This window comes from Pseudomonas lalkuanensis (assembly GCF_008807375.1).
Lineage (GTDB): Bacteria > Pseudomonadota > Gammaproteobacteria > Pseudomonadales > Pseudomonadaceae > Metapseudomonas > Metapseudomonas lalkuanensis.
The window spans coordinates 5,956,068-5,981,965 of the sequence record NZ_CP043311.1 but is presented as its reverse complement, the minus strand read 5'-3'; the positions used below and the strand labels follow the sequence as shown (position 1 = coordinate 5,981,965).

Below are 25,898 nucleotides of genomic sequence, written 5' to 3'. Positions count from 1 at the left end.
GAGCCGCAAGGCTCCCTTTTTTTGTGCCCGGGAAATTCTGTGGGAGCGATTTCAATCGCGATTGCGGTCCTGGGCTACTAAGTCGCCCTTTCGCGAATGAATTCGCTCCTACAGGGGCAGCTCCCATCAATGAATTTCTCAATAGCCACCCTGCAAATTCCTTCCTGGCGCCGCGCGCCTGTAGCAATGACGATTTCTGATTTCCATCATCGGAGACCGGAAACCTAGCCTGCGCGCATCTCCAATTGCGGGAGCAGGTCCATGCCCCTTCGCCCCATACGCGACGTTCCGCCCGCGCCGCCTGCCGGCAAGCCCATATTCCTCTCGGCCTGGCTGGCCGAGGTTCGGCGGCAGCCAATCCTGGATCGACAGGAATGCATCATCGGCTTCGAGAACCTGGCGCGCTTCGACGGCACCGGCAAGCTGGCCATCTACAGGATGTCCGACGACCTCCTGCACAGCGTCACCCGGGAGCTGCTGCTGGGGCTGCGCATGCGTTGCCTGCTCGACACCCATTACCACCGCCAGCTGAACGACCAGCGTGGCGGGCAGGCGATGGTGCGGCACTTCGTCAATGTCGAGAAACGCAGCCTGGCCAGGCCGGCGATGGTCGACGAACTGATCGAAAGCGCTGCCGACCTGCTCAGTACCGGTGCCGAGCTGGTGGTCGAGGTCACCGAGCGGCCGCTGGAAGTCCCCGAAGATTTCAAGGCCTACATGAACGGGCTGATCCGCCTCCGGCAGGAGGGCGTGCAGGTCGCCCTCGACGACTACGACATCCATGCCCCCATCCACTGGGAGCTCGACCTGGGCCTGTGCGATGTGGTGAAGCTCGATCTCTTCGACCTCGGCATCGCCTGGCGCGGTGACGAGGCCTTCATGTCGGACCACTTCGCCCGTCTCATGGAACGGCTCTACCAGTTCATCCACCGTTATCCCGTGGAGCTGGTCGCCGAAAAGGTCGAGACCGACTGGCAGTACGAGGTGGCCAAGGGCCTTCCGTTCAAGCTGTTCCAGGGCTACCGGCTTGGCCGACCGGAGCGGGTCTGACAGGCGGGCAGGGGCTTCGATTCGCCCCGATTCTGCTGATCGTTCTGCTGCTCGCGGGCTGTGCCACGGCGCCGCCGCGCGCGCCGGACGACCTGTGCGCGATCTTCCGCGAATACCCCGACTGGTACGAGGACGCGCGGGAAATGGAGCAGCGCTGGGGCACACCCATTCAGGTGGCGATGGCCTTCATCGACCAGGAAAGCAGCTATCGGCATGATGCCCGCCCGCCGCGCCATTACGTCCTGGGGTTCATTCCCTGGGGACGGGTCACCTCCGCCTACGGCTACGCCCAGGCGCTGGACGGCACCTGGGACGATTACGAGCGGGCGACAGGGGACGACGGTTCACGGAGCGATTTCGACGATGCCACCGACTTCATCGGCTGGTACACCGACGCCAGCAGCCGCCACCTGGGGCTCTCGAAGTGGGACGCCTACAACCAGTACCTGGCCTATCACGAGGGGCGGGGCGGATTCCGGCGCGGCAGCTACCGCCAGAAGCCCTGGCTGACGCAGGTGGCGCGCAAGGTCGAGCGTCAGTCCGCTACCTATGGCAGGCAATTGCAGCATTGCCGCGCGGAGCTGGAAGAGGGGCGGGGCTGGTGGCCGTTCTGATCCCCCGTGATGGGCTGAAGCCTATGGGAGCGAATTCATTCGCGATGCCCACCGTTCCGGACGGTTTCCCTGCAGGGGCGAATTCATTCGCCAAGGGCAGCTCCGCCGCCCCCGACGATGTTCCGGGTGGACACTCAGTCCACCATCTCCCCACACAGGTCCACGGCGAACCACTGCTCCACCTCTTCCTGGCGCATGCCGACGCCGAGCAAGGCGAACAGCTTGCCCAGCGCCGCCTCGCGGGTCATGCCGCCGGCCGGCACCAGGCCGGTGGCCAGCAACTGGCTGCCGGCGGCGTACACGCCCGCCTGCATATGCCCGGCCGGGCACTGGCTGATGGCGGCCAGCACCACGCCACGCTGGTGGGCGGCGCGCAGGACGTCGAGCAGCGCCTTGTCGTCGGACGGGCCGGTGCCGCTGCCGTAGCACTCCAGCAAGAGGCCCTGCACGCCGCTGCCCAGCAGTGCCTCCACATGGCTCGCCGCCACACCGGGGAAGAGCGGCAGCACCGCGAGGTTCACCGGCTGGCGCGGGCTGCGGTAATCCAGTCCGGCGGGAATCCGGCCGGCGCGCTCGCCGTCTCGTGGGCGCGGCAGTACGGCGAAGGCGTCGAAGGCCTCCGAGCGCAGCTTGCTGGCGCGGGCGCCGTGCAGCAGCTCGCCATTGAAGAAGAGATGCACGCCGGGTGCGACTCCCGCCTGCAGCGCACGGATGGCGCCCAGCAGGTTCGGCCAGGCATCGCTGCCGTCGCTACCGGCCGGCAGCATGGCGCCGGTCAGCACCACGGGTACCGGCAGGCCCAGCATCAGGAAACCGAGGGCCGCCGCGCTGTAGGCCAGGGTGTCGGTGCCGTGCAGCAGCAGCACGCCGTCGTGACCGCGTTCCACCGCGTCGACTATCGCATCGCGCATGGCCAGCCAGTTGGTCTGGCGCATGTTGGCGCTATCGATCAGCGGCAGCAGTTCCTGGAAGTGCCAATCCAGTGCCACTCCCTGGCCGTCCAGCTGCTCGCGCATGCGTGCCTCGAAGCCGCTGGCCGGGGCCAGGCCTTCGGGAGTCTGCAGCATGCCGATGGTGCCGCCGGTGTAGAGCACGAAAAGGTTCTTCACAGCATTCATGGGTCGGGAAAACTCGAAAAAAGCAGGATGCAGAAACGACAGTGCCGCTCCCCGCATCAGCGGAGGAGCGGCACCAGGTACTACCGGAACGCGCGATCAGCGGTGGCTTTGCGCCAGGCCGTGAGCGACGGGGATGGTGTCCTCGCTCGGCGCCGGGTTGGCCGGCCAGGCGTCGCGGTCCAGGTCCAGGTCAGCGAACTTGGCGGAATCGAACACCGGCTGGTTGATGCCCGCCTTGCGTTGCTCGTCGTAGTCGCGCATCACCCGCAGGCCGACCTTGATCAGCATGGCCAGGGCCAGCAGGTTGACGAAGGCGAGGCAGGTCATGGTGATGTCGGCGAAGGCGAACACGGTGCCCAGGTTCTGCATGGAGCCCCAGCAGATCAGTGCCAGCACCAGGCCACGGTAGGTCAGCAGGGCGGCGCGGCTGCGGCCGGCCAGGAACTGCAGGGCGTTCTCGCCGAGGTAGTAGTTGTACAGGATGCAGGTGAAGACGAAGAGGCTCAGCGCGACGCTGATGAACACGCGGCCCCACTCACCGACCACGGCGGCCAGGGAGTTCTGGGTCAGCACGATGCCGTCGCCTTCGAAGCCCGGGGTATAGAAGCCGGACAGCAGGATCAGCAGCGCGGTGCAGGTGCAGATCACGAAGGTGTCGAGGAACACGCTGAACGCCTGCACCACGCCCTGGGCGGCCGGGTGCTTCACGGCAGCCACGGCGGCGACGTTGGGCGCGCTGCCCAGGCCCGCTTCGTTGGCGAACACGCCGCGCTTCACGCCCATTACGATGGCGCTGCCCAGCAGGCCGGCGAAGGCCGGCTCAAGGCCGAAGGCGCTCTTCACGATGGTGACCAGCATGTCCGGCACCAGCTCGATCTGGGAAATGATCACGTAGCAGGTGACGGCGATGTAGGCCAGGGTCTTGACCGGTACCAGCAGGTCGGACACCGAGGCGATGCGCTTGATGCCGCCGATGAACACCAGGCCCAGGAGCACGGCCAGGCCGATACCGGTGTACTGCACCGGCAGACCGAAGGCGTTTTCCAGGGAGTGGGTCACGGTGAAGGCCTGCAGGCCGTTGAAGGCGAAGCCGTAGGTCACCAGCAGCAGCACGGCGAAGGTCAGCGCCATCCAGCGCAGCTTCAGGCCATGCTGGATGTAGTAGGACGGGCCGCCGCGGTACAGGCCGTCGCCATCGGCGCGCTTGTAGACCTGGGCCAGGGTGCACTCGAAGAAGCTGCTGGACATGCCGACCAGCGCGGTGACCCACATCCAGAACACGGCGCCGGGACCGCCGAGGGTCACGGCCAGGCCGACACCGGCGATGTTACCGGCGCCAACGCGGCCGGCGAGGCTCAGCATCAGGGCCTGGAAGGAGCTCAGCTGGCCGGCCTGGCCACGGATGGATTCCTTGAACACGCTGAACATGTGGCCGAAATGGCGGAACTGGACGAAGCGGGAGCGGAGGGTGAAATAGGTGCCGAGCCCGACGATGAGCACGATGAGCACTTTCCCCGAGAGGAAGTCGTTGATCACTTCAAGCATGAGTGAGACCTCGATTCTTATTTTGTTCGCGTGATGGACGAAGGCTTCGGGCGGACACGCCTCTGCCGTTGCCGCGCATGGTTGGGGAATGCGACATATCAGACAATTTCGCGGCTTTATTCGACGTGATGCGACTTGATGCTATAGTCGCGCCACTCGCAACAGGGGGTAATGGGCGGTGTCGGACAATCTGGGCGAAAACCTCAAGCTACTGTGCAGCCACTACCGCTCTATCTCGGAGGTTTGCCGCAAGCTGGCGATCAACCGCGCCCAGTTCAACAAGTACCTGAGCGGGCAGAGCCACCCGACCGCCTACAACCTCAAGCGCATCGGTGATTTTTTCGGCGTCGAGGACTACGAACTGGCCCTGCCCACCGAGCAGTTCGCCCGGCTGATCGGCGTCCGCCAGTCGGAAAGTCTCGCCCGCGCCAACGACCCGCTGCTCAGCCTGCTGCAGCCCTTGCGCGAGCATTCCGGCAACCTGTCGCGCTACTGCGGCTACTACTTCGAATACTCCAACTGCATGTCCGTGCCGGGCACGGTGCTGCTGTCGCTGGTGCACCTGTGGGAGGAGGACGGCAACTTCCTCTTCGAGCGGCAGGAGCGTCAGGAGCGATCCAGCAGCCCGGACGTGGGGGCCGAGGACTGGGTGCGCTGCCGCTACCTGGGCGCGGCGTTCCAGCTGCAGGATCGCCTGTTCCTGGTGGACTACGAGTCGCTCACCCTCAACGAGATGAGCCAGACCATCCTCATTCCCAGCTACAAGAGCCGCATCACCCGCCTCAATGGCCTGAAGACCGGCGTTTCCAGCGGCGACCGGCGCAATCCGGCCTGCACCCGCGTGGTCTGGGAATTCCTCGGCCCGGAGATCAACCGAGTAGCCGCCTACCGCCAGGTGAAGCTCTACCGCCCCGACGATCCGCGCATCGACGACGATGTGCGCCAGCGCCTGGATGTGGCGCCACTCAAGAACGGGCTGTTCGAGATCGAGTGAGCCGAATGCAGGGGCATCGCGAATGAAATCGCCCCCACGATTCGGGTGCTTGCGTCACCTGTAGGAGCGACTTCAGTCGCGAAAGGACCGCGCAGCGGTCCCCTGGCTCAACGCCTGAGCCCTTCCAGCGATTGGTGCTGCCGTCCCTCCCCATCGAAGTTATCCACAGACAGCCAGCGCTCGAAGGCTTCCCGGCATTTCGGCCATTCGCCGTCGATGATGGAGAACCAGGCGGTGTCGCGGTTCTGGCCCTTGACGATCATGTGCTGGCGGAACAGCCCTTCATAGCTGAAGCCCAGGCGCTCGGCAGCGCGCATGGAGCGGGCGTTGTTGGCATTGCACTTCCATTCCAGGCGGCGGTAGCCGAGGTCGTCAAAGGCGTGGCGGGCCAGCAGCCACACCGCTTCGGTGGAGCCGGGCGTGCGCTGCATGGCCTTGCCGAAGGCGATGTGGCCGATCTCGATGACGCCGTCCTTCGGGGTGATGCGCAGGTAGCTGAGCACGCCTAGGGCGCGACCGCTGGCGAGGTCAACGACCGTATAGAAAAGCGGATCGCGGCTGGCGGCGTTGCCCTCCAGCCAGGCGTCGAAGGGCTCGCGGCTGGCGAAGGGGCCGTAGGGCAGGTAGTCCCACAGCGCCGGGTCCGGACCCTGCAGGGCGTGCCAGAGGTCATCGCCGTGGCGCGCGGCGTCCAGCGGCTCGAGTCGCACGAAGCGCCCCGGCAGCGGTGTGTGGGCTGGGGCAGGGCGTGGCTGCCAGTGGCTCAGGTCCTGGTTGCTCATGCTGCTCTCCGGTCAGAGGATCTTGCGGTACTGGACGAAGCCTGAACGGTCGGCGATGCGGTCATACAGCTGCATGGCGTCGGTGTTGGTTTCGTGGGTCAGCCAGTGCACCCGCGAGGCGCCGGCGGCGCGGGCCGCGGCGTAGACGTGTTCGATCAGCTGGCGGCCGATGCCGCCGCCGCGCACGCCTTCTGCGACGTACAGGTCCTGCAGGTAGCAGTAGTCGCCCACCGTCCAGCAGCTGCGGTGATAGATGTAGTGCACCAGGCCCACGGCTTCGCCATTGCGCCAGGCCAGGGCGGCGTTCATCGGCTCGGCCGGGTCGAGGAAGCGCTGCCAGGTGACGGCGCTGGTCTCGGCGGCGATTTCAGTCTTGTAGAAGCGCTGGTAGCCCTGCCAGAGCGGCAGCCAGGCGGCGTGGTCGGCGGTGCCGAGCGGGCGGATTTCAAGCGGTGCGGCGGACATGGGTTTCTTCCTTGCTGGGGTCAGTCGATCAGTGACATCCGCTCGGCCAGTTCGCGGTCGCGCGGGTTGGCGGATGCGGCCAGGCCCTCGCGAACGCCGGCCTGGTCGGCGACGGAGCGGTTCTGGCCGAGCTTCCATTTGCCTTCCAGGCGGCGAATGGGCAGGGCGAAGCCGACGATGGCGCGGAGCATGCTATCCAGGTATTCGCGGGGCGCATCACTCACCGCCCAGGGTTGCGGTCGACCGGCTTCGTGGCGGCCGCTGAGGCGGCTGACCACCTGCAGCAGGCGCTCGGGATCGTCGAAGACCTCGGCCTGGCCCCAGGCATGCACGGCGATGTAGTTCCAGGTGGGCACGACCTTGCCGTGCTCCGCCTTGGCCGGATACCAGGTGGGCGTGACGTAGGCATCGGGGCCGGCGAATACCACCAGCGTTTCGGTGCCGTCAGCGAGGTCGCGCCAGTGCGGATTGGCGCGGGCGAAGTGGCCATAAAGCGTGCCGTATTCCCCCTCACCGGGCTCCAGCACCAGCGGCAGGTGGCTGGCCAGCAGGCCCTGGCTGCCGGCGCTGGTCAGCACGGCGAGGCCGGAGGCCTGCATCTGTGCATGGAGCTGGGCGAGGTCGTTCTGGCGGAAGGCGGAGGGGACGTACATGAAGGCTTCTCCTGGCGGAATGGCTTCATGCTAGGCAGGATATTGGTCTGTTGTAAGAGCCATTTCCTGTCAGTTCGATAGAGCCAATCGAGGTCGAACATGTCTGCCGCGCCACCGCTTCCCGTCGACCTTTCCGGCATTCGCCTGGACCCCGGCCAGGGGCTGTCGCGCCAGCTCTACCAGGCCCTGCGCGAACGCATCCTCGACGGCCGCCTGGTCAGTCGCACGCGCCTGCCGGCGACCCGCGACCTGGCGGCGCTGCTGGGGATTTCCCGCAACACCGTGACCCGCGCCTTCGACCAGCTCTACGCCGAAGGCTATGTGGAAGGCCGGGTGGGTGACGGCACCTATGTAGCCGAGTTATCCACAGCGCGCCCCGTACCCCAGCCACCGGCGGGGCCTGCGCCCGGCCCAGCGTTGCAGCGCTTGCAGGAGCACCACTTGCCGCCGCCGGTCACGGGCGCGCCAAGGGCGTTCCGCATCGGCGTGCCGGCCTTCGATCTGTTCCCCTTCGAAACCTGGGCGCGCCTGCAGGCGCGCTTCTGGCGCAAACCCTCGCCGGCGCGCCTGGGCTACGGCGACCCGGCGGGGGACTGGAGCCTGCGCGAGCTGGTGGCCGCCTACCTGCGTAGCAGTCGTGGGCTGTCCTGCGACCCGGCGCAGGTGGTGATCACTTGCGGCGCCCAGCAGGCCATCAGTCTCTGCGCCCAGTTGCTGGTGCAACCCGGCGACCGCGTGGCCATCGAGAACCCGGGCTATCGCGCGGCCGGCCATGCCTTCGCCGTGGCCGGTGCCGAACTGTGCGGCGTGCCTGTGGATAACGATGGCCTGGACTGCGCTGCGCTGGCGCGGCTGGAGGATTGCCGGCTGGCCTACGTCACCCCTTCGCACCAGTACCCCACGGGGGTGACCCTGTCCCTGGCGCGGCGCCTGGAACTGCTGGAGTGGGCCGAACGCCGCGACGGCTGGATAGTCGAGGACGACTATGACGGCGAGTACCGCTACAGCGGAACCCCGCTGGCGCCCCTGGCCGCGCTGGATCGGCAGGGGCGGGTGATCTACGTCGGTACCTTCTGCAAGATCACCTTTCCGGCGCTGCGCCTGGGCTACCTGGTGCTGCCGCCGGCCCTGGCCGAATCTTTCGCCCGGCGCCGCGCGCTGGATATGCGTCACTCGGAGATCGGCACCCAGGCGGTGATGGCCGAGTTCATCGCCGCCGGGCATTTCCAGCGCCATGTGCGGCGGATGCGCCTGGCCGCCCGCGCCCGCCGCGATGCGCTGCTGCGTGACTGGCCCGAAGCCATTCCCGGCTGCGCGCCCATGCCGCCGGTGGATGCCGGCCTGCACCTGTGCGTGCGGGTGGACGGCCTGGCCCGCGAGCGGGAACTGGTGAACAGCGCCCGAACGGCCGGCGTGGAGCTGAATGGCCTCAGCGAATACTGGCTGGAAAACAGCCCGGAGCCTGTGGATAACCGCGCCGGGCTGGTGCTGGGTTTCGCCGCCGTGCCGGAAGCGCAGATCGCCGAGGCGATCAGTACCCTCCGCAAGGCGTGGCACCTGTAGGAGCGAGCTTGCTCGCGAAGCTTTCTGTCGGGAGACATGGGTAACGGTTTGTCCGCCATTCGCGAGCAGAGCTCGCTCCTGTGAATCCACTGTTCCGACGCTGGCTAATCCGGGGGGCGCAATTGTGGGAGCGATTTCAATCGCGATCGATGCCCTTCGCGAATGAATTCGCTCCTACTGGGCAAAAAAAAGGATGGCTGGCGCCATCCTCGAAGGATGAAGGGGCGAGGCCCCTCCTGGTGAGTTCGTTTGCCTGATCAGCCTTTCAGCGGCACGAGGCGCGGGGCGATCATGTTTTCCGGGCGGAGGATGTCGGCCAGCATGGACTCGTCCAGCAGCTTCTCTTCACGCACCAGTTCCAGCACGCCGCGGCCACTTTCCAGGGCTTCCTTGGCGATGCGGGTGGCGTTCTCGTAACCGATGTAAGGGTTCAGCGCGGTGATCAGGCCGATGGAGTTTTCCATCAGGCGGCGGCAATGCTCGACGTTGGCGGTGATGCCATTGATGCAGTGCTCGCGCAGCATGTCCATGGCGCGCTGGAGCAGGCGGATCGAGTCGAAGATCTTGTAGGCGATCAGCGGCTCCATCACGTTCAGCTGCAGCTGGCCGCCTTCGGCTGCCAGGGTCAGGGCCAGGTCGTTGCCGATGACTTCGAAGGCCACCTGGTTGACGGCTTCCGGGATAACCGGGTTGACCTTGCCCGGCATGATCGAGCTGCCCGGCTGGCGCGGCGGCAGGTTGATCTCGTTGATGCCGGTACGTGGACCGCTGGAGAGCAGGCGCAGGTCGTTGCAGATCTTCGACAGCTTGACCGCGGTGCGCTTGAGCATGCCGGAGAACAGCACGAAGGCGCCCATGTCCGAGGTGGCTTCGATCAGGTCGGCGGCCGGAACGACCGGGTGGCCGCTGATGGCTGCCAGGCGCTCGACGGCCAGCTTCTGATAGCCCGGGTCGGCGTTGATGCCGGTGCCGATGGCGGTGCCGCCGAGGTTCACTTCGGTCAGCAGCTCCGGCGCCAGGCGACGCAGGCGGTCGAGGTCTTCGCCCAGGGTGGTGGCGAAGGCCTGGAATTCCTGGCCGAGGGTCATCGGCACGGCGTCCTGCAGCTGGGTGCGGCCCATCTTCAGTACGCCGGCGAACTCCTTGGCCTTGGCGGCGAAGGCCTGGATCAGGCTGTCGAGGCTGGCCAGCAGGGCGTCGTGGCCCAGCAGCAGGCCGAGACGAATGGCGGTTGGGTAGGCGTCGTTGGTCGACTGCGCCATGTTCACGTCGTTGTTCGGGTGCAGGTACTTGTACTCACCCTTCTGCTTGCCCATGGCCTCGAGGGCGATGTTGGCGATCACCTCGTTGGCGTTCATGTTGGTGGAGGTGCCGGCGCCACCCTGGATCATGTCCACCACGAACTGGTCGTGGAAGTCACCGCGGATCAGGCGTGCACAGGCTTCGCTGATGGCGGCGTGCTTGTCGGCGCTGAGGTGACCGAGCTGCTTGTTGGCATCGGCGGCGGCCTGCTTGACCATGGCCAGGGCGATGACCAGCTTCGGGTAGTGTGCCAGCGGTACGCCGGACAGGCGGAAGTTGTGGACCGCGCGCAGGGTCTGGATGCCGTAGTAAGCGTCAGCGGGTACTTCGAGGGTGCCGAGCAGGTCTTTTTCGATGCGGAAGGATGCAGCGGAGGACATGATGCTATTCATCTCTGGGGGAACACGGCCAGTGCCGCGATGCCCAATAATCTAGGCTTGTAGCCGTTTGTCGGCCAATGCTGTTATTCGCTGGGTCATGCACAATCGGCATAATGTCCGCGTGACGTGGGTTGGGCTGCGAACGTGCGCACCAAAATCGAGCATTCCGGAAGGCAGAGATGAACCTGGAAACCAAATGGCTGGAAGACTTCGTCGCCCTGGCCAATACCCGCAGCTTTTCCCAGGCCGCCGAGCGGCGTTTCGTGACCCAGCCGGCCTTCAGCCGGCGCATCCGAAGTCTGGAAGCGGCACTGGGGCTGACCCTGGTGAACCGCTCGCGAACGCCGGTCGAGTTGACCGAGTCGGGCCAGCTGTTCCTGGTTACCGCGCGCAGCATGGTGGACCAGCTGGGCGAGGTGGTGCGTCACCTGCATCACCTGGAAGGCCAACAGGGTGAAGTGCTGCAGTTCGCTGCCGCCCACTCCCTGGCGCTGGGTTTCTTCCCGCAGTGGATCTCGCGGCTGCGTGCTGACGGCCTGAATATCGCCAGTCGCCTGATCGCCACCAACGTGGGCGAGGCGGTGCACTCTCTGCGCGAGGGCGGCTGTGACCTGATCCTGGCCTTCTACGACCCGGATGCGGCCCTGCAGATGGACCCGGAAATCTTCCCCTCCATGCACCTGGGCCGTACCGAGATGCTGCCGGTGTGCGCCGTGGATGCCAGCGGCAAGCCGCTCTATGAGCTGGACAGCGGCCAGAGCGTGCCGCTGCTGGCCTACAGCGCTGGTGCCTTTCTCGGTCGCTCGGTGAACATCCTGCTGCGCCAGCGCGCGCTGCGCTCCACCACTGTGTACGAAACCGCCATGGCGGACAGCCTGAAGAGCATGGCCTTGCAGGGCATGGGCGTGGCCTGGGTGCCGCGCTTCAGCGCACAGGCCGAACTGGCTCGTGGTGATCTGGTGGTGTGTGGAGGAAGCCAGTGGCATGTGCCGCTGGAAATCCGCCTGTACCGCTGCGCCCTGGTGCGCAAGGCGTCCGTGCGGCTGTTGTGGCGCAAGCTGGAAGGTGGGGTGGGCGGCGAGAGCTGATCGCTGTAGGCGCGAGTTCCCTATATCTCGACCACGATGCGGCCTTCGATCTTCCCGGCGCGCATCTGCTCGAAGATGCCGTTGATGTTGTCCAGCTTGTCGCGGTGGATGGTGGCCTTGACCAGGCCTTCACCGGCGAAGTCCAGGGCTTCCTGGAGGTCGGCGCGGGTGCCGACGATGGAACCGGTGATGCTGATGGCTTTGAGCACCACGTCGAAGATCGGCGTGGGGAAGTCGCCCGGCGGCAGGCCCACCAGCGCCACTGTGCCGCCGCGCCGGGCCATGCCGATGCCCTGGCCGAAGGCGCTGTTGGAGACGGCCGTGACCAGCACGCCGTGGGCGCCGCCGATGTTGCGCTGGATCACTTCGGCGGGGTTCTCATCGAGTGCGTTGATGGTCAGGCTGGCGCCGAGCTTGCGCGCCAGTTCCAGCTTGGCGTCATCGACATCCACGGCGGCTACGTGCAGCCCCATGGCGCGGGCGTACTGGACCGCCACATGGCCGAGGCCGCCAATGCCGGAAATCGCCACCCACTGGCCGGGCCGCGCACCGGTGACTTTCAGGCCCTTGTAGACGGTGACGCCGGCACAAAGAATCGGCGCGATCTCGGCGAATTCGACGTTTTTCGGCAGGATTCCGACGAAGTTAGGGTCTGCCAGCACGTATTCGGCGTAGCCGCCGTTCACCGAGTAGCCGGTGTTCTGCTGGCTCTCGCAGAGGGTTTCCCAGCCGGTCAGGCAGTGTTCGCAGCAGCCGCAGGCGGTGTAGAGCCAGGGCACGCCGACGCGGTCGCCCTCCTTGACTCGACTGACGCCGGCACCCACCGCCGCGACGTAGCCCACGCCCTCGTGGCCGGGAATGAAGGGCAGGCTGGGTTTCACCGGCCAGTCGCCTTCGGCGGCATGCAGGTCGGTGTGGCACACGCCCGAGGCTTCTATCTTCACGAGAATCTGCCCCGGGCCGGGCAGGGGAACCTTCACTTCCTCGATCCGTAGCGGCTCGCCGAAGGCGTGGACTACCGCGGCTTTCATGGTCTGGTTCAAGACATGCACCTCCTTGGAAGAGGTTTCCGATTCTGCGCCGCTACCGCTTGCGAGCATTGCGCTGGAGCAAGGTTTGGCCGCGTCCATGCGCCTGCGGCGCCAGCTCTGGACGAGCGGTAAGGGCAAATGCACGCCAGCTGCGGCTTTGCGTTATACTGCGCGGCCTTCGGCCGGCAGCGCGCCCCGCAGCACGGCCCACATTGCAGACAAGCCACGCCATTGCGTGGCTTGTTGTTTTTGGTCGCGCCAACCGGCGCACTTTGATGAGGCACGACGATGAGCGCACTGGTAGGCGTGATCATGGGCTCCAAGTCCGATTGGAGCACCCTCAGCCACACCGCCGACATGCTGGAAAAGCTGGGCATTCCCTATGAAGTGAAGGTGGTATCCGCCCACCGCACCCCGGACCTGCTGTTCCAGTACGCCGAAGAGGCCGAAGGCCGTGGCATCGAGGTGATCATTGCCGGTGCCGGCGGTGCCGCCCACCTGCCGGGCATGTGCGCCGCCAAGACCCACTTGCCGGTACTCGGCGTGCCGGTGCAGTCGTCCATGCTCTCGGGCGTCGACTCCCTGCTGTCCATCGTGCAGATGCCCGCCGGCATCCCGGTCGCCACCCTGGCCATCGGCAAGGCCGGTGCGATCAACGCCGCCCTGCTGGCCGCGAGCATCCTCGGCGGCAAGTACCCGAAATACCACGTGGCGCTGAAGGACTTCCGCCGCGAGCAGACCGACATGGTCCTGGACAACCCGGACCCGCGTGAGGCCTGAGTCATGAAGATCGGCGTAATCGGTGGCGGCCAGCTCGGCCGCATGATGGCCCTGGCGGGCACCCCGCTGGGCATGACCTTCGCTTTCCTCGACCCGGCGCCGGACGCCTGCGCCCAGGCACTTGGCGAGCACATCCGCGCCGACTACGGCGACCAGGACCACCTGCGCCAGCTGGCCGATGAAGTGGACCTGGTGACCTTCGAGTTCGAGAGCGTGCCGGCCGAGACCGTGGCCTTCCTCTCGCAGTTCGTGCCGGTCTACCCGAGCGCCGAAGCCCTGCGCATCGCCCGCGACCGCTGGTTCGAGAAGTCGATGTTCAAGGACCTCGGCATCCCCACCCCGGAATTCGCCGATATCCAGTCCCAGGCCGACCTCGACGCCGCAGCCGCCAGCATCGGCCTGCCGGCCGTGCTCAAGACCCGCACCCTGGGCTACGACGGCAAGGGCCAGAAGGTCCTGCGCAAGCCCGAGGATGTGGTCGGCGCCTTCGCCGAACTGGGCAGCGTGCCCTGCATCCTCGAAGGTTTCGTGCCCTTCACCGGCGAAGTCTCGCTGGTGGCGGTGCGTGCCCGTGATGGCCAGACCCGCTTCTACCCGCTGGTGCACAACACCCACGAGAACGGCATCCTGCGCCTGTCCATCGCCAGCACCGAGCATCCGTTGCAGGCCCTGGCCGAGGACTACGTCGGCCGCGTGCTGACCCAGCTGGACTACGTCGGCGTGCTGGCCTTCGAGTTCTTCGAAGTGGACGGCGGCCTGAAGGCCAACGAGATCGCCCCGCGCGTGCACAACTCCGGCCACTGGACCATCGAAGGCGCCGAGTGCAGCCAGTTCGAGAACCACCTGCGTGCCGTCGCCGGCCTGCCGCTGGGCTCCACTGCCAAGCTGGGCGAGAGCGCGATGCTCAACTTCATCGGCGAAGTACCGGCTGTGGACAAGGTGATCGCCGTCGACGACTGCCACCTGCACCACTATGGCAAGGCCTTCAAGGCTGGCCGCAAGGTGGGCCACGCCACCCTGCGTTGCGCGGACCGCGCCACCCTCGATCGCCAGATCGCTGCAGTGGAAGCGCTGATCGTCAAAGCCTGACGCCCATCGGCCGCCCCTCCGGGGCGGCCGATGGCAGGCATTCTCAAGTGCATCTAGGCTCAGGCATGCCTCAACTACATTCGGGAGGGCATGACATGGGCATCATCGGCACTATCATCATCGGGCTGATCGTTGGCCTGATCGCACGTTTCATCAAACCTGGCGACGACAGCATGGGCTGGATCATGACGATTCTGCTCGGTGTCGGTGGTTCGCTGCTGGCCACCTATGGCGGCCAGGCCGTGGGCATATACCAGGCCGGGCAGGCCGCGGGCTTCATCGGTGCGGTGGTAGGCGCGGTGGTGCTGCTGGTGATCTACAACTTCGTCAAGAAAAGCTGACCGCCCGGTGGGGCTGGGAACCGGTCCGCCGAGGCTTTAGTCTTAGCGCCTGACGTCCCCGCCCCACGCTTTCACGAGTCCGCCCATGCGCCGCCTTGCCTGCCTGCTCCTGCTGTTCTGCTGCACCCTCGCCCGCGCTGAACTTCCCGAAACCGACTGGCTGGAACTCATGCCGCCAGAGGACCGCAAGGCCCTCGAGGAAATGCCGGACATCAGCCACGACACGCCCGAGGCCGACGGCACCTTCGGCCAGCAGGGCGGCCTGAAGCAGCAGGACAAGAACCTGCCGGCGGTGATGTATTCCGCGAAGACCGTGGCGGCGTTCAACGGCAAGAAGATCCACATCGGCGGCTACCCGGTGCCGCTGGAGAGCGATGCCAAGGGCCGCAGCACGCTGTTCTTCCTGGTGCCGTATCCCGGCGCCTGCATCCATGTTCCGCCGCCGCCGCCGAACCAGATCGTGCTGGTGCGCTACCCCGAGGGCATCCAGCTCGACGACATCTACGCGCCCATCTGGGTCGACGGCACCCTCAAGGTGGAACAGGTCAGCAACGACCTGGCCGACGCCGCCTATGCCATGGATGCCGGCAGCGTACGGTTGGTCGAGGAAGGGGACCTGTAGCAATCGGTACCGCGTGTCCGCCCCTGGGGTGCGCTGCGTGTTCAAGGGAAGGGCGAGGTGCCTCGGCTGACCTTGCAATCGGTGCGCATGGCGCACCCTGCAGGGATGAATTCATCCCCATAGAGAGCCCACTACCGGCATCAGAGTGGCGTGCTGCTGATGTTGAGCACCATCCGCTGTTCTTCGCCGGGTCGCAGCACCAGGAAGTCGTCCATCACCCGCGCGGTTTCGATGCAGAGCATGCCCTTCCAGGCATCCTCGGCGAACTGGGACAGGCGCCGGGACTTGTCGATCCAGGGGTTCCACACCACGGCGGACGCGGAACCGTCGGCTTCCAGCAGGATGCGGCGCTTCCAGGCGCGGTCGACGATGGCCATGCGTCGCGGCGTTTCCAGGTAGATGCGGTCGGTTTCGCCGCGGAAGGAGACAGGCCCCTTCTGCTTGCGCTCCTGCCAGTCTTCCAGGGTCTCGATGTAGCGGCAGTCGTCGAGGCCTTCCACTTCCACGCCCTGGATATCGCTGACGGCGAAGTAGCTGTGCAATGCCTGGCTGATGGCCAGGGGGCGGTCGCCGGTATTGCGGGTGGACAGGGTCAACCGCAGTTGCTCATCCATCAGGATGGACAGCTTCAGTTCGGCGGCATGGGGCCAGCCGGGCAGCGGTTCGCTGGCGGTGTCGAGGGCGAAGTCCAGGCGCACCGCCGGGCCTTCGCTGTCGATGCCAAGCAGCGTCCAGTCGCGCTCGCGTACCAGGCCGTGGGCCGGGCAGATCGGGCCGCCCTGGTGCATGCCCTGGATTTCGGCGGGGTTGCGCCGCAGGTCGCCGAACCAGGGCCAGCACACCGGTACGCCGCCGCGCACCGCCTTGCCCTTCTGGTAGGCGGCCTGGCCGCTGAGCCAGATCACCGGCTCTTCGCCGTGGGGCTGGTAGCTCAGGACCTGCGCGCCTTGTTGTGTCATCAGCAATTCCCCGTGACGGGTATGCACCCGCCAGCAGACCAGTTCATCCACCTCCAGCTGTTCCACGGTGGGCAGGGTTTCGTCGTACATCGCAATCTCCGCTTGCTGTGCTGTTGGGCCGCCAGGGCGCCATCTGCTATTCGAAACAGCATGGCAGAGGCGGCGGGGGCTTTCTCGGGATTCGACCAGGAACCAGGCGGCGAGGTTGCCGATGACCTTATTTTGACGCGTTGTCGTCTGCTGCTCGTAACCTATCTTCCACTTGTCGGCAATTTGACATGGATGGTCAGAGGCCCGGCTGGCGGGGGTTGGCTGGCTCCATCGCTAAGCTCTTCATTTATGGGCGGTCCTTCCCCGAATCCGCGCAATAGCGGCACGCAGGTACCGGAAAGAGCCCGCAACGGCGCACCTAGACTCAACGTCACCCACTGGTAAGTGGAGTCGGTGCCATGCGCAAGTTACTGATAATTATTCCTATTTTTGCCTCCCTGGCGATGTTGCTGGGGCTCTGGGCGCGGCCCGATCCGGTGCCCGTGCAACTGGTGGAAGTGGGTAAAGGTGAAGTGGAAACCCTGGTGGCCAACACCCGAGCGGGTACGGTGAAGGCCTGCCGGCGCGCGCACCTGTCGTTCAAGACTGGCGGGCAGGTCAGCGAACTGCTGATCCATGCCGGGCAGCGGGTGCAGGCGGGGGACGTGCTGATGCGCCTGCGCCAGGACGACCTGCAGGCGCGGGTGGAGGAAGCCCGCGCGCGCCTCGATGCCCAGCGCAACCTGCGCGAACAGAGCTGCCGCCAGGCCAGCCAGGACAGCCGCGACCAGCAGCGTCTCGAACGCCTGGCCGAGCGCAAGCTGGCCTCCGAGGATCTGATGGACCAGAGCGTTACCCGCGCGCGGCTCTCGCAGCTGCTGTGCAGTGGTGGCGAGGCGAAGATCCGCGAGGCCGAAGCCAGCCTCGACCTGCAACTGGCGCAACTGGACCAGGCCACCCTGCGGGCGCCCTTCGCCGGCATAGTCGCGGAGATCAACGGCGAGCTGGGCGAGGTGGTGACGCCCTCGCCACCGGGCATCCCCACGCCGCCGGCGGTGGATCTGATCGACGACCAATGCCTCTATGTGGAAGCGCCCATCGACGAAGTGGACGCCGCCCTGGTGCGTCCGGGCATGCCGGTGCGCATCACCCTGGACGCCTTCCGTGGGCGCAGCTTCGCGGGCCGGGTGAGCCGCATAGCGCCCTTCGTGCAAGAGCTGGAAAAGCAGGCGCGCACGGTGGACGTGGAAGTGAAGTTCGAACAGGTTCCGGCGGACCTGATGCTGCTCAGCGGCTACAGCGCCGATGTGGAGATCCTCCTGGCCCAGCGGGAACAGACCCTTCGGGTGCCTACGGAAAGCCTGCTGGACGGCGGCAAGGTGCTGCGCTACGACCCGAGCAACGGCCACCTGCGGGAGCAGAAAGTGGAGATCGGCCTGGCCAACTGGCGCTGGAGCGAGGTGAAGGGCGGGCTGGCTGCCGGCGATCGTATCCTGCCCAGCCTGCAGCATGAGGGCCTGGCCGACGGCAGTGTGGTCAGCCCCCGCGCCGACGCCGGAGAGGCGGCGCCATGATTCTCATGCACCAGGTCAGCCGCTGCTTCCAGTTGGGGCAGGAGCGGGTGCGCGGCGTCGACCATCTCGACCTGGACGTGGCCGATGGCGAGTACCTGGCCATTACCGGCGCGTCCGGTTCGGGCAAGTCCACCCTGCTGAATATCCTCGGGCTGCTGGATGCGCCGGACAGCGGCGAGTTCTGGCTGGACGAGGAGCCCACCGCCGGTTTGAGTGAAGCGCGCCGTGCGGCCCTGCGCAGCCGGCTGATCGGCTTCGTGTTCCAGTCCTTCCACTTGATTCCGCGCCTGACCGCGCTGGAGAACATCGAGCTGCCCATGCTGCTGGCCGGCATCGAGCCCGGCGAGCGTCGCCGCCGCAGCCTGCAGCTGGCCGAGCGCCTCGGCCTGGCCGAGCGGCTGCGGCATCATCCGGCCGAGCTGTCCGGCGGCCAGCGCCAGCGGGTGGCCATCGCCCGCGCCATGGTGATGCGGCCGCGCCTGCTGCTGGCCGATGAGCCCACCGGCAACCTCGACAGCCAGTCCGGCGCCGAGGTGGTGGAGTTGCTGGAGGAGCTCAATGCCGAGGGCCTGACCCTGATCCTGGTGACCCACGACGCCCAACACGCTGCCCGCGCCCACCGCCAGATCCAGATGCGCGACGGCTGCATTCTCTGCGACCGGCGCCAGGGAGCGCTGCACTGATGGACCCGCTGGACGCCTGTCGCTTCTGGCTCGGCGCGATGCGTGGACATGGATCACGCAGTGCCATGCTGCTGCTGGCGATGGCCGTGGGGGTGTTCTTCGTGACCCTGCTGGGCGGCCTGGGGGAGGGCGCGCGGGCCTACGTGCTGGGGGAGTTCTCCCTGCTCGGGCGCGACATTCTCATCGTCCTGCCCGGCCGTAATGAAACCACGGGCGGCATGCCGCCCATCACCGGCATGGCGCCCCGGTCCCTGACCCAGGCGGATGCCGCCGCCCTCGGCCGCTTGCCAGCGGTACGCCGCGTGGCGCCGCTGCATGCCGGGCAGGTGGAAATCAGCCACGACAACCGCAATCGCGAGGCCCTGACCCTGGGCACCACCCGTGACTTCTTCGCCCTCCGCCAGCTTCGCCTCGCCCAAGGGCAACCGCTGCCGGTGCTGGAGCCGGGGCAGGGGGGCGAGGTCTGCGTGATCGGCAGCCGTCTGCGTCAGGAACTGTTCGGCAGCACCCCGGTCCTGGGCCAGTGGCTGCGGGCCGGCGACCGGCGCTTCCGGGTGATCGGGGTGCTGGACCAGCGCGGCGAATCCCTGGGGATGGACTTTTCGGAGGCGCTGATCGTGCCGGTGGCCAGCGCCGAGGCGTTGTTCGATCGCGAGGGACTGTTTCGTGTGTTCGTCGAGGCCCGTGGCCCCAGTTACCTCGAAAGTGCGCGGCGGCAGGTCCTGGCGACCCTGACCGAGCGCCATCAGGGGGAGGAAGACGTCACTCTGCTCAGCCAGGACTCCATGCTCGCGGCCTTCGACGGCATCCTCAGCGGGCTGACCCTGGCCTTGGCCGGCATCGCGGCCATCAGCCTGCTGGTGGCCGGCATCCTGATCATGAACGTCACCTGGATCGCCGTGTTGCAGCGCACCGCCGAGATCGGCCTGCTCAAGGCGGTGGGCGCCAGTTCGGCACAGGTGCGGCTGCTGTTCCTCGGCGAGGCGGCCCTGCTGGCGTTGCTGGGGGCCGGTACCGGGCTGGCGCTGGGTGAGTTGCTGCTCTGGGTTGGACGGCTGGCCACCGACCTGCCGCTGCATGCGCCCTGGTGGGCGCGCTTGGGTGCGCCGTCACTCGCGGTGGCGGCGGCGCTGCTGTTCGCCTGGCTGCCGGCCAGGCACGCCGCGGCCCAGGTGCCGGTGCAGGCGTTGCAGCCGAAAGGGAGCCATTGATGCGCTGGCGCGATGGCCTCGGCCTGTGCGGCTCGGCCCTTTCCAGCCAGCCCCTGCGCAGCCTGCTGACCCTGCTCGGCGTGGCCATCGGCATTGCCGCCGTGGCGCTGCTCACTGCCATGGGCGAGGGCGTGCGCAACCGCGTGCTGGACAGCTTCGCGCAGTTCGGTACGCGAGTCGTCACGGTGCGTCCGGGCACCCTGCCCACGGGCGGCATCGGCGGCATTCTCGCCAGCGCGCGGCCCCTGACCATCGCCGATGCCGACGCCCTGGGTCGCCTGCCTCATGCCGACGCCGTGGTGCCAATCATCCAGGGCAATGGCGATATCCAGGCGGAAGGCCGGCAGCGGCGCGTGGATATCCTCGGCACCGGTTCGCAGCTGGCGGAGGCCTGGCGCGTGCATATGGCCCTGGGGCAGTTCCTGCCACCCTCGCGGGACGGCCGCACGCCTCCTTATGTGGTGCTCGGTGCGAAGCTGGCGACAGAGCTGTTCGGCGGCGCCAGCCCGGTGGGTCAGCGGGTGCGGGTGGGCGGAATGAGCTTCCGGGTGATCGGGGTAATGGCGAGCAAGGGCAACCTGCTGGGCTTCGACCTCGACGACATCGCCTACATCCCGGTGGACTGGGCGGAGAGTCTGTTCAACCGCGAGGGCCTGGTGAAGATCCACGTGCTGTTCGACGACAGCACGCCGGCCGAACCCTTCGCCGACGCGGTGCGCCGGTTGCTGGTGGAGCGCCACGGCCGTGAGGATTTCCGCATGACCTCCCAGGGCGACCTGCTGGGCAGCCTGAATCGCATCCTCGCCACCATCACCCTGGGTATCGCGGCGCTGGGCGGGGTTTCCCTGTTCGTGGGGGCGGTGGGCATCCTCACCATCATGACCACCACCGTTGGCGAACGGACCGCCGAGATCGGCCTGCTCCGCGCCCTGGGGGCCGCGCCGCGCCAGGTGCTGGCGCTGTTCCTCGTCGAGGCGACGCTGCTGTCGCTGCTGGGTGGGGTGCTGGGGCTGGTGATGGTGGGCGTCATGCTTGGGCTGTTGCAGCTGATGTTGCCTGGGCTGCCGCTGAGCCTGAGCCCGCCGCTGGTGCTGCTGGCGTTGTTGCTGTCGGTGCTGGTGGGGATGGGCGCGGGTCTGGCACCGGCCCGGCGCGCGGCGAGATTGCACCCGGTGGATGCCTTGCGCCTGGAGTGATGGCCGGACGGTTATGCGACCGGGAGAGAGGCTGGTCGTGGGAGCGAATTCATTCGCGATTGAAATCGCGCCCGACAGGTGTCCGCCAATGAAAAAGGGCCGCTGATGCGGCCCTTTGTGCGATGGCGTCAGCCCCGGCGCGGCGGGACCGGGCGGGTACGACCGCTGCCGTCGATGGCGACGAAGACGAACACCGCTTCGGTGACCTTGCGCCATTCGCTGGAAAGCGGGTCGTCGCTCCAGACTTCGACCAGCATCTGGATCGAGCTGCGGCCGATCTCCAGGGTCTGGGTATAGAAGGAGAGCTGGGCGCCCACGGCCACCGGTACCAGGAAGGCCATGCGGTCGATGGCCACGGTGGCCACGCGGCCCGCAGCCACCTTGCTGGCCATTGCGGTACCGGCCAGGTCCATCTGGGAAACCAGCCAGCCGCCGTAGATATCGCCAAAGCCGTTGGTTTCCCGCGGGAGCGCGGTGATCTGGAGGGCGAGGTCGCCTTGCGGGGTGAGGTTCTCTTCTTCTTCGATATCGATCATGCCGGAACTGCCTGTTTCGTGTGTGTGGCGCCAATGCCCGGAGAGGGGCGGGCCCTTCTCCTTCCCAATGCGCCAGCCGACCCACTGCATGCCGACCTGCGCTGAACAGCGCGCAGTATATAGCCATGAGGCGGCGCCAGACGACCGCTGTGACGCGCCAGCGGCGGTTTTGTGGCTCGGGCTGTGTACATTTGACGGTTTTTGATATGTTCCCTGGCGATTTTGCCGCCCAAGTAGCGGCAAACGCCCCGCACCCCCAGACGAGAATCTCCCTACATGTCTTCCGTGCTCGCCTCCGAGGCGTCCGCCTCGCGCCCGCTGACCCGCAGCGACTACAAGACCCTGTCGCTCTCTGCCCTTGGCGGCGCGCTGGAGTTCTACGACTTCATCATCTTCGTGTTCTTCGCCGCTGTGGTGGGCAAGCTGTTCTTCCCCGCCGAGATGCCGGAATGGCTGCGCCAGCTGCAGACCTTCGGCATCTTCGCCGCCGGCTACCTGGCACGCCCCCTGGGTGGCATCGTCATGGCGCACTTCGGCGACCTGCTGGGCCGCAAGCGCATGTTCACCCTGAGCATCTTCCTGATGGCGGTGCCGACCCTGGTGATGGGCCTGTTGCCCACCTACGAGCAGATCGGCATCTGGGCTCCCCTGGCCCTGCTGCTGATGCGCGTGGTGCAGGGCGCCGCCATTGGCGGTGAAGTGCCGGGCGCCTGGGTCTTCGTGGCCGAGCACGTGCCGTCGCGCCACATCGGCTACGCCTGCGGCACCCTGACTTCGGGCCTGACCGCCGGCATTCTGCTGGGTTCGCTGATGGCGACCCTGATCAACAGCATCTACAGCCCGGCCGAAGTGCTGGATTGGGCCTGGCGCCTGCCCTTCCTGGTGGGCGGTGTGTTCGGCCTGTTCTCCGTCTACCTGCGCCAGTGGCTCCACGAGACCCCGGTGTTCGCCGAGATGCAGCAGCGCAAGGCGCTGGCCGAGGAAGTGCCGCTGAAGGCCGTGCTGCGTGAACATCGCGGCGCCATCGTGCTGTCGATGCTGCTGACCTGGGTGCTGTCGGCGGCCATCGTGGTCGTGATCCTGATGACCCCCACGCTGTTGCAGACCGTCTACGGCTTCGACGCGGCCACTGCGCTCAAGGCCAACAGCCTGGCCATCGTGCTGCTCTCCATCGGCTGCGTGGCCGCTGGCGCCATCGCTGACCGCATCGGTGCGGGCCGCACCTTCCTGGTGGGCGGCGCGCTGCTGGCCATCAGTTCCTGGAGCCTCTACACCGGCCTCAAGACCAACCCGGACTTGCTGTTCCCGCTCTACGCGGTGACCGGCCTGTTCGTCGGCACCATCGGCGCCGTGCCCTATGTGATGGTCAAGGCGTTCCCGCCGGTGGTGCGTTTCTCCGGCCTGTCGTTCTCCTACAACCTGGCTTACGCCATCTTCGGCGGCCTGACGCCGATGGTGGTTTCCCTGCTGATGAAGTGGGACAGCCTCGGCCCGGCCTATTACGTGGCGTCGCTGTGCGGCGTGGCGATGCTGATCGGGTTGTTCCTGATCGCGAAGAAGCGCTGAGTTTCCTCCCGCCCCTCACCCCAACCCTCTCCCGGAGGGAGAGGGGGCTGACCGTGCAGGATGGTCAATGCGTGCCAGGCGTGATTCACCCCTCTCCCCTTGGGAGAGGGGCTGGGGGTGAGGGTAGCCGGCCCCGCTCGGTCCTCACTTCTTCGCCGCACTCACCCGCCATACCTTGTTGCCCACATCGTCGGTCACCAGCAGCGCGCCCTTGCTGTCGAGCTTCACGTCCACCGGGCGGCCCTGGGCGTTGCCCTGCTCGTCGAGAAAGCCGGTGAGCACGTCCACTGGCTGGCCCGTGGGCTTGCCGCCCTTGAAGGGTACGTAGATCACCTTGTAGCCGCTGCGGGGCTCGCGGTTCCAGGAGCCGTGCTGACCGACGAAGAGGCCGTTCTGGAGCTTCGGCAACTTGCTGCCTTTGGCAAAAGCGATGCCCAGGGAGGCGGTGTGCGGGCCGAGGGCATAGTCGGGGACGATGGCCTTGGCCACCAGGTCAGGGCGCGGCGGCTGGACGCGCTCGTCCACGTGCTGGCCGAAGTAGCTGTAAGGCCAGCCGTAGAAGCCGCCGTCCTTCACCGAGGTGATGTAGTCGGGCACCAGGTCGCTGCCCAGTTCGTCGCGTTCGTTCACCGCCGTCCACAGCTTGCCGGTCTGCGGTTCCCAGGCCATGCCCACCGGGTTGCGCAGGCCGGTGGCATAGAGGCGCTTGTTGCCGCTGGCACGGTCCAGTTCCCAGATCGCCGCGCGGCCTTCTTCCATCTCCATGCCGTTTTCGCCCACGTTGCTGTTGGAGCCCACCGTTATATAGAGCTTGCGGCCATTGCGGCTGGCGATGACGTTCTTGGTCCAGTGGTGATTGAGGCCGGCGGGCAGGTCGGTGACCCTGGTGCCCGGTGCGTCGATCTCGGTGGCGCCCTTCTCATAGGGGAAGCGCAGCAGTGCGTCGGCGTTGGCGACGTAGAGGTCCTTGCCCACCAGCACCATGCCCAAGGGTGAGTTGAGTCCCTTGAGGAAGGTACTGCGCAGGTCAGCGACGCCATCGCCGTTGATGTCCCGCAGCAGGGAAATGCGATTGGCGCTCGGCACCTGGGCACCGGCGCGCTTCATGAAGAAGCCCGAGACCCAGCCCTTGATGCCTGCCGGCCTGGCGGTGCCCGGCGCGGCGCTTTCGGCCACCAGCACATCGCCGTTGGGCAGCACATAGAGCCAGCGCGGGTGCTGCAGGTTTTCGGCGAAGGCCTGGACGCGGGTGCCCTTGGCCGCCACGGGAGCGGCGCCCTGTGCCCAGCCGACGGCGGGGGCGACATTGACGGTGGGGATGATGCTCCGGCTCGGTGGTGGCAGCAGCGGGTCGGGACCGGTGCCGTCCTCGACCGTCAACGTGGCCATTTCGCTGCACGCGGTGCAGAGCGCCAGAAGGGCGAAGGGCAGCAGGGGAAGGGGCTTCATGGGGACTGTCTCCGTACGAATCGCGGGTCTTGATCCACCTTGGACAGCGGATGATGGCCATTCATCCAATTGTCACAATCAATTCATAGAGTGGTCATGCGGCCTCTCGATACTGGCCCCCGTTGCATTCAACCCCCTCGTCCTGCTTAGGAGCAAGGCATGAAACTGAAGCGTTTGATGGCGGCCCTGACCTTCGTCGCCGCCGGCGTCGCTACCGCCAGCGCGGTCGCTGCTGTCGATCCGTCCATTCCGGCCTATCAGAAGACCACTGGTGTTTCCGGCAACCTGTCCAGCGTTGGTTCCGACACCCTGGCCAACCTGATGACCCTGTGGGCCGAGGCTTACAAGCGCGAATACCCGAACGTGAACATCCAGATCCAGGCCGCCGGTTCCTCCACCGCGCCGCCGGCTCTGACCGAAGGCACCGCCAACCTGGGCCCGATGAGCCGCAAGATGAAGGACGTCGAGCTGCAGGCCTTCGAGCAGAAGTACGGCTACAAGCCGACTGCTGTTCCGGTTGCCGTCGACGCCCTGGCGATCTTCGTCCACAAGGACAACCCGATCAAAGGCCTGACCATGCAGCAGGTCGATGCGATCTTCTCCGCCAACCGCCTGTGCGGTGGCACCTCCAACATCAAGACCTGGGGTGACCTGGGTGTGACCGGCGATCTGGCTTCCAAGCCGATCCAGCTGTTCGGTCGTAACTCCGTATCCGGCACCTACGGCTACTTCAAGGAAGAAGCCCTGTGCAAAGGCGACTTCAAGCCGAACGTGAACGAGCAGCCGGGTTCCGCTTCCGTCGTTCAGTCCATCAGCCAGTCCGTTAACGGCATCGGCTACTCTGGTATCGGCTACAAGACTTCCAGCGTGAAGACTGTCGCCCTGGCCAAGAAAGAAGGTGGCGAGTTCGTTGAAGACAACGAGCAGAACGCCCTGAACGGCAGCTACCCGCTGTCCCGCTTCCTGTACGTCTACGTGAACAAGGCGCCGAACAAGCCGCTGGCTCCCCTGGAAGCCGAGTTCGTGAAGATGGTGCTGTCCAAGCAGGGCCAGGAAATCGTTGTAAAAGACGGTTACATCCCGGTCCCGGCCAAAGTGGCCGAGAAGACCCTGAAGGAACTGGGCCTGTAATCCAGGCCGGATAAGGGAGCGGCGGCCTGGCGCACGCCGCTCCGCAAGGACGCAAGGGCGACGGGAGACCCCTGTCGCAGAAGCCCGCCCGAGGACTCCTCCGGGCGGGCTTCGCCACGTCAACTCGCTGTAATTTTTCTGTCACA

Annotated in this window: 25 protein-coding genes; 15 read left to right on the top strand and 10 right to left on the bottom strand. The window is 66.6% G+C overall.

What is annotated here, in order from left to right; all coding sequences use genetic code 11:
• The first annotated feature begins 261 nt into the window (after positions 1-261).
• The gene (locus FXN65_RS27485) at positions 262-1,050 is read left to right on the top strand and encodes an EAL domain-containing protein (protein WP_151138500.1); all 789 of its coding nucleotides are present in this window, start codon (positions 262-264) and stop codon (positions 1,048-1,050) included.
• A gap of 29 nt (positions 1,051-1,079) precedes the next feature.
• On the top strand, positions 1,080-1,664 hold the full coding sequence (locus FXN65_RS27480) for a transglycosylase SLT domain-containing protein (protein WP_280178743.1): 585 nt from the start codon (positions 1,080-1,082) through the stop codon (positions 1,662-1,664).
• A gap of 134 nt (positions 1,665-1,798) precedes the next feature.
• Here FXN65_RS27480 and FXN65_RS27475 read toward each other — a convergent pair whose 3' ends face one another.
• Positions 1,799-2,782 carry an asparaginase gene (locus FXN65_RS27475; RefSeq protein ID WP_151138496.1) on the bottom strand — a complete coding sequence of 328 codons (984 nt, stop codon included), beginning with the start codon at positions 2,780-2,782 and terminating at the stop codon, positions 1,799-1,801.
• Positions 2,783-2,878: 96 nt separating this feature from the next.
• On the bottom strand, positions 2,879-4,327 hold the full coding sequence (locus tag FXN65_RS27470) for an alanine/glycine:cation symporter family protein (RefSeq protein ID WP_151138494.1): 1,449 nt from the start codon (positions 4,325-4,327) through the stop codon (positions 2,879-2,881).
• A 178-nt stretch (positions 4,328-4,505) separates the two neighbouring features.
• Between FXN65_RS27470 and FXN65_RS27465 the strand changes: the two genes are divergently transcribed.
• On the top strand, positions 4,506-5,321 hold the full coding sequence (locus FXN65_RS27465) for a helix-turn-helix domain-containing protein (protein ID WP_151138492.1): 816 nt from the start codon (positions 4,506-4,508) through the stop codon (positions 5,319-5,321).
• A gap of 107 nt (positions 5,322-5,428) precedes the next feature.
• On the opposite strand, the gene FXN65_RS27460 is transcribed toward FXN65_RS27465, so the two are convergent.
• Genes FXN65_RS27460 through FXN65_RS27450 form a run of 3 tightly spaced genes read right to left on the bottom strand, consistent with a single transcriptional unit; the run spans position 5,429 to position 7,221 of the window.
• Positions 5,429-6,103, bottom strand: coding sequence for a GNAT family N-acetyltransferase (locus tag FXN65_RS27460; protein WP_151138490.1), 675 nt, complete (start codon positions 6,101-6,103; stop codon positions 5,429-5,431).
• A gap of 12 nt (positions 6,104-6,115) precedes the next feature.
• Entirely contained in the window at positions 6,116-6,568 is a 453-nt protein-coding gene (locus tag FXN65_RS27455) for a GNAT family N-acetyltransferase (RefSeq protein WP_151138488.1), read from the bottom strand.
• Positions 6,569-6,588: 20 nt separating this feature from the next.
• The gene (locus FXN65_RS27450; RefSeq protein ID WP_151138486.1) at positions 6,589-7,221 is read right to left on the bottom strand and encodes an FMN-binding negative transcriptional regulator; all 633 of its coding nucleotides are present in this window, start codon (positions 7,219-7,221) and stop codon (positions 6,589-6,591) included.
• A 99-nt stretch (positions 7,222-7,320) separates the two neighbouring features.
• On the opposite strand from FXN65_RS27450, the gene pdxR reads away from it, so the two are divergent.
• Positions 7,321-8,784, top strand: coding sequence for a MocR-like pyridoxine biosynthesis transcription factor PdxR (gene pdxR / locus FXN65_RS27445; protein ID WP_151138484.1), 1,464 nt, complete (start codon positions 7,321-7,323; stop codon positions 8,782-8,784).
• A gap of 257 nt (positions 8,785-9,041) precedes the next feature.
• Here pdxR and aspA read toward each other — a convergent pair whose 3' ends face one another.
• Positions 9,042-10,466, bottom strand: coding sequence for an aspartate ammonia-lyase (gene aspA / locus FXN65_RS27440; RefSeq protein WP_151138482.1), 1,425 nt, complete (start codon positions 10,464-10,466; stop codon positions 9,042-9,044).
• A 179-nt stretch (positions 10,467-10,645) separates the two neighbouring features.
• Here aspA and FXN65_RS27435 point away from each other — a divergent pair, with 179 nt between their 5' ends.
• Positions 10,646-11,554 carry a LysR substrate-binding domain-containing protein gene (locus FXN65_RS27435; RefSeq protein WP_151138480.1) on the top strand — a complete coding sequence of 303 codons (909 nt, stop codon included), beginning with the start codon at positions 10,646-10,648 and terminating at the stop codon, positions 11,552-11,554.
• Between the two features lie 20 nt (positions 11,555-11,574).
• On the opposite strand, the gene adhP is transcribed toward FXN65_RS27435, so the two are convergent.
• Positions 11,575-12,654 (bottom strand): alcohol dehydrogenase AdhP, encoded by a 1,080-nt coding sequence (gene adhP / locus FXN65_RS27430; RefSeq protein WP_394351309.1) that lies wholly within the window; start codon positions 12,652-12,654, stop codon positions 11,575-11,577.
• Between the two features lie 219 nt (positions 12,655-12,873).
• On the opposite strand from adhP, the gene purE reads away from it, so the two are divergent.
• The 4 genes from purE (at position 12,874) to FXN65_RS27410 (ending at position 15,417) form a co-directional block, all read left to right on the top strand.
• Positions 12,874-13,365, top strand: a complete 492-nt coding sequence (purE, locus tag FXN65_RS27425) for a 5-(carboxyamino)imidazole ribonucleotide mutase (RefSeq protein ID WP_151138478.1) — start codon at positions 12,874-12,876, stop codon at positions 13,363-13,365.
• Positions 13,366-13,368: 3 nt separating this feature from the next.
• Positions 13,369-14,454, top strand: coding sequence for a 5-(carboxyamino)imidazole ribonucleotide synthase (locus tag FXN65_RS27420; RefSeq protein ID WP_151138476.1), 1,086 nt, complete (start codon positions 13,369-13,371; stop codon positions 14,452-14,454).
• 95 nt (positions 14,455-14,549) lie between these two features.
• Complete coding sequence (locus FXN65_RS27415) at positions 14,550-14,795, top strand: GlsB/YeaQ/YmgE family stress response membrane protein (protein WP_151138474.1); 246 nt, start codon at positions 14,550-14,552, stop codon at positions 14,793-14,795.
• Positions 14,796-14,880: 85 nt separating this feature from the next.
• Positions 14,881-15,417 carry a DUF3299 domain-containing protein gene (locus tag FXN65_RS27410; RefSeq protein ID WP_151138472.1) on the top strand — a complete coding sequence of 179 codons (537 nt, stop codon included), beginning with the start codon at positions 14,881-14,883 and terminating at the stop codon, positions 15,415-15,417.
• A 140-nt stretch (positions 15,418-15,557) separates the two neighbouring features.
• Here FXN65_RS27410 and FXN65_RS27405 read toward each other — a convergent pair whose 3' ends face one another.
• Entirely contained in the window at positions 15,558-16,466 is a 909-nt protein-coding gene (locus FXN65_RS27405) for a D-hexose-6-phosphate mutarotase (RefSeq protein WP_151138471.1), read from the bottom strand.
• Between the two features lie 359 nt (positions 16,467-16,825).
• Here FXN65_RS27405 and FXN65_RS27400 point away from each other — a divergent pair, with 359 nt between their 5' ends.
• Genes FXN65_RS27400 through FXN65_RS27385 form a run of 4 tightly spaced genes read left to right on the top strand, consistent with a single transcriptional unit; the run spans position 16,826 to position 21,070 of the window.
• Positions 16,826-17,980, top strand: coding sequence for an efflux RND transporter periplasmic adaptor subunit (locus FXN65_RS27400; RefSeq protein WP_151138470.1), 1,155 nt, complete (start codon positions 16,826-16,828; stop codon positions 17,978-17,980).
• Positions 17,977-18,663 (top strand): ABC transporter ATP-binding protein, encoded by a 687-nt coding sequence (locus FXN65_RS27395; protein ID WP_151138469.1) that lies wholly within the window; start codon positions 17,977-17,979, stop codon positions 18,661-18,663. Before FXN65_RS27400 ends, FXN65_RS27395 begins: the two co-directional genes overlap by 4 nt.
• A complete protein-coding gene (locus tag FXN65_RS27390; protein WP_151138468.1) occupies positions 18,663-19,874 on the top strand; it encodes an ABC transporter permease in 1,212 nt (403 codons plus the stop codon). Before FXN65_RS27395 ends, FXN65_RS27390 begins: the two co-directional genes overlap by 1 nt.
• A complete protein-coding gene (locus tag FXN65_RS27385) occupies positions 19,874-21,070 on the top strand; it encodes an ABC transporter permease (RefSeq protein ID WP_151138467.1) in 1,197 nt (398 codons plus the stop codon). The genes FXN65_RS27390 and FXN65_RS27385 overlap by 1 nt, the downstream gene beginning before the upstream one ends.
• A gap of 128 nt (positions 21,071-21,198) precedes the next feature.
• On the opposite strand, the gene FXN65_RS27380 is transcribed toward FXN65_RS27385, so the two are convergent.
• Positions 21,199-21,606 (bottom strand): acyl-CoA thioesterase, encoded by a 408-nt coding sequence (locus FXN65_RS27380; RefSeq protein ID WP_120653904.1) that lies wholly within the window; start codon positions 21,604-21,606, stop codon positions 21,199-21,201.
• Between the two features lie 276 nt (positions 21,607-21,882).
• Here FXN65_RS27380 and FXN65_RS27375 point away from each other — a divergent pair, with 276 nt between their 5' ends.
• The gene (locus FXN65_RS27375) at positions 21,883-23,172 is read left to right on the top strand and encodes an MFS transporter (RefSeq protein WP_151138466.1); all 1,290 of its coding nucleotides are present in this window, start codon (positions 21,883-21,885) and stop codon (positions 23,170-23,172) included.
• A 144-nt stretch (positions 23,173-23,316) separates the two neighbouring features.
• Here FXN65_RS27375 and FXN65_RS27370 read toward each other — a convergent pair whose 3' ends face one another.
• The gene (locus tag FXN65_RS27370) at positions 23,317-24,621 is read right to left on the bottom strand and encodes a PQQ-dependent sugar dehydrogenase (protein WP_151138465.1); all 1,305 of its coding nucleotides are present in this window, start codon (positions 24,619-24,621) and stop codon (positions 23,317-23,319) included.
• Positions 24,622-24,780: 159 nt separating this feature from the next.
• Between FXN65_RS27370 and FXN65_RS27365 the strand changes: the two genes are divergently transcribed.
• A complete protein-coding gene (locus tag FXN65_RS27365) occupies positions 24,781-25,752 on the top strand; it encodes a phosphate ABC transporter substrate-binding protein PstS family protein (RefSeq protein ID WP_151138464.1) in 972 nt (323 codons plus the stop codon).
• Positions 25,753-25,898: the final 146 nt, after the last annotated feature.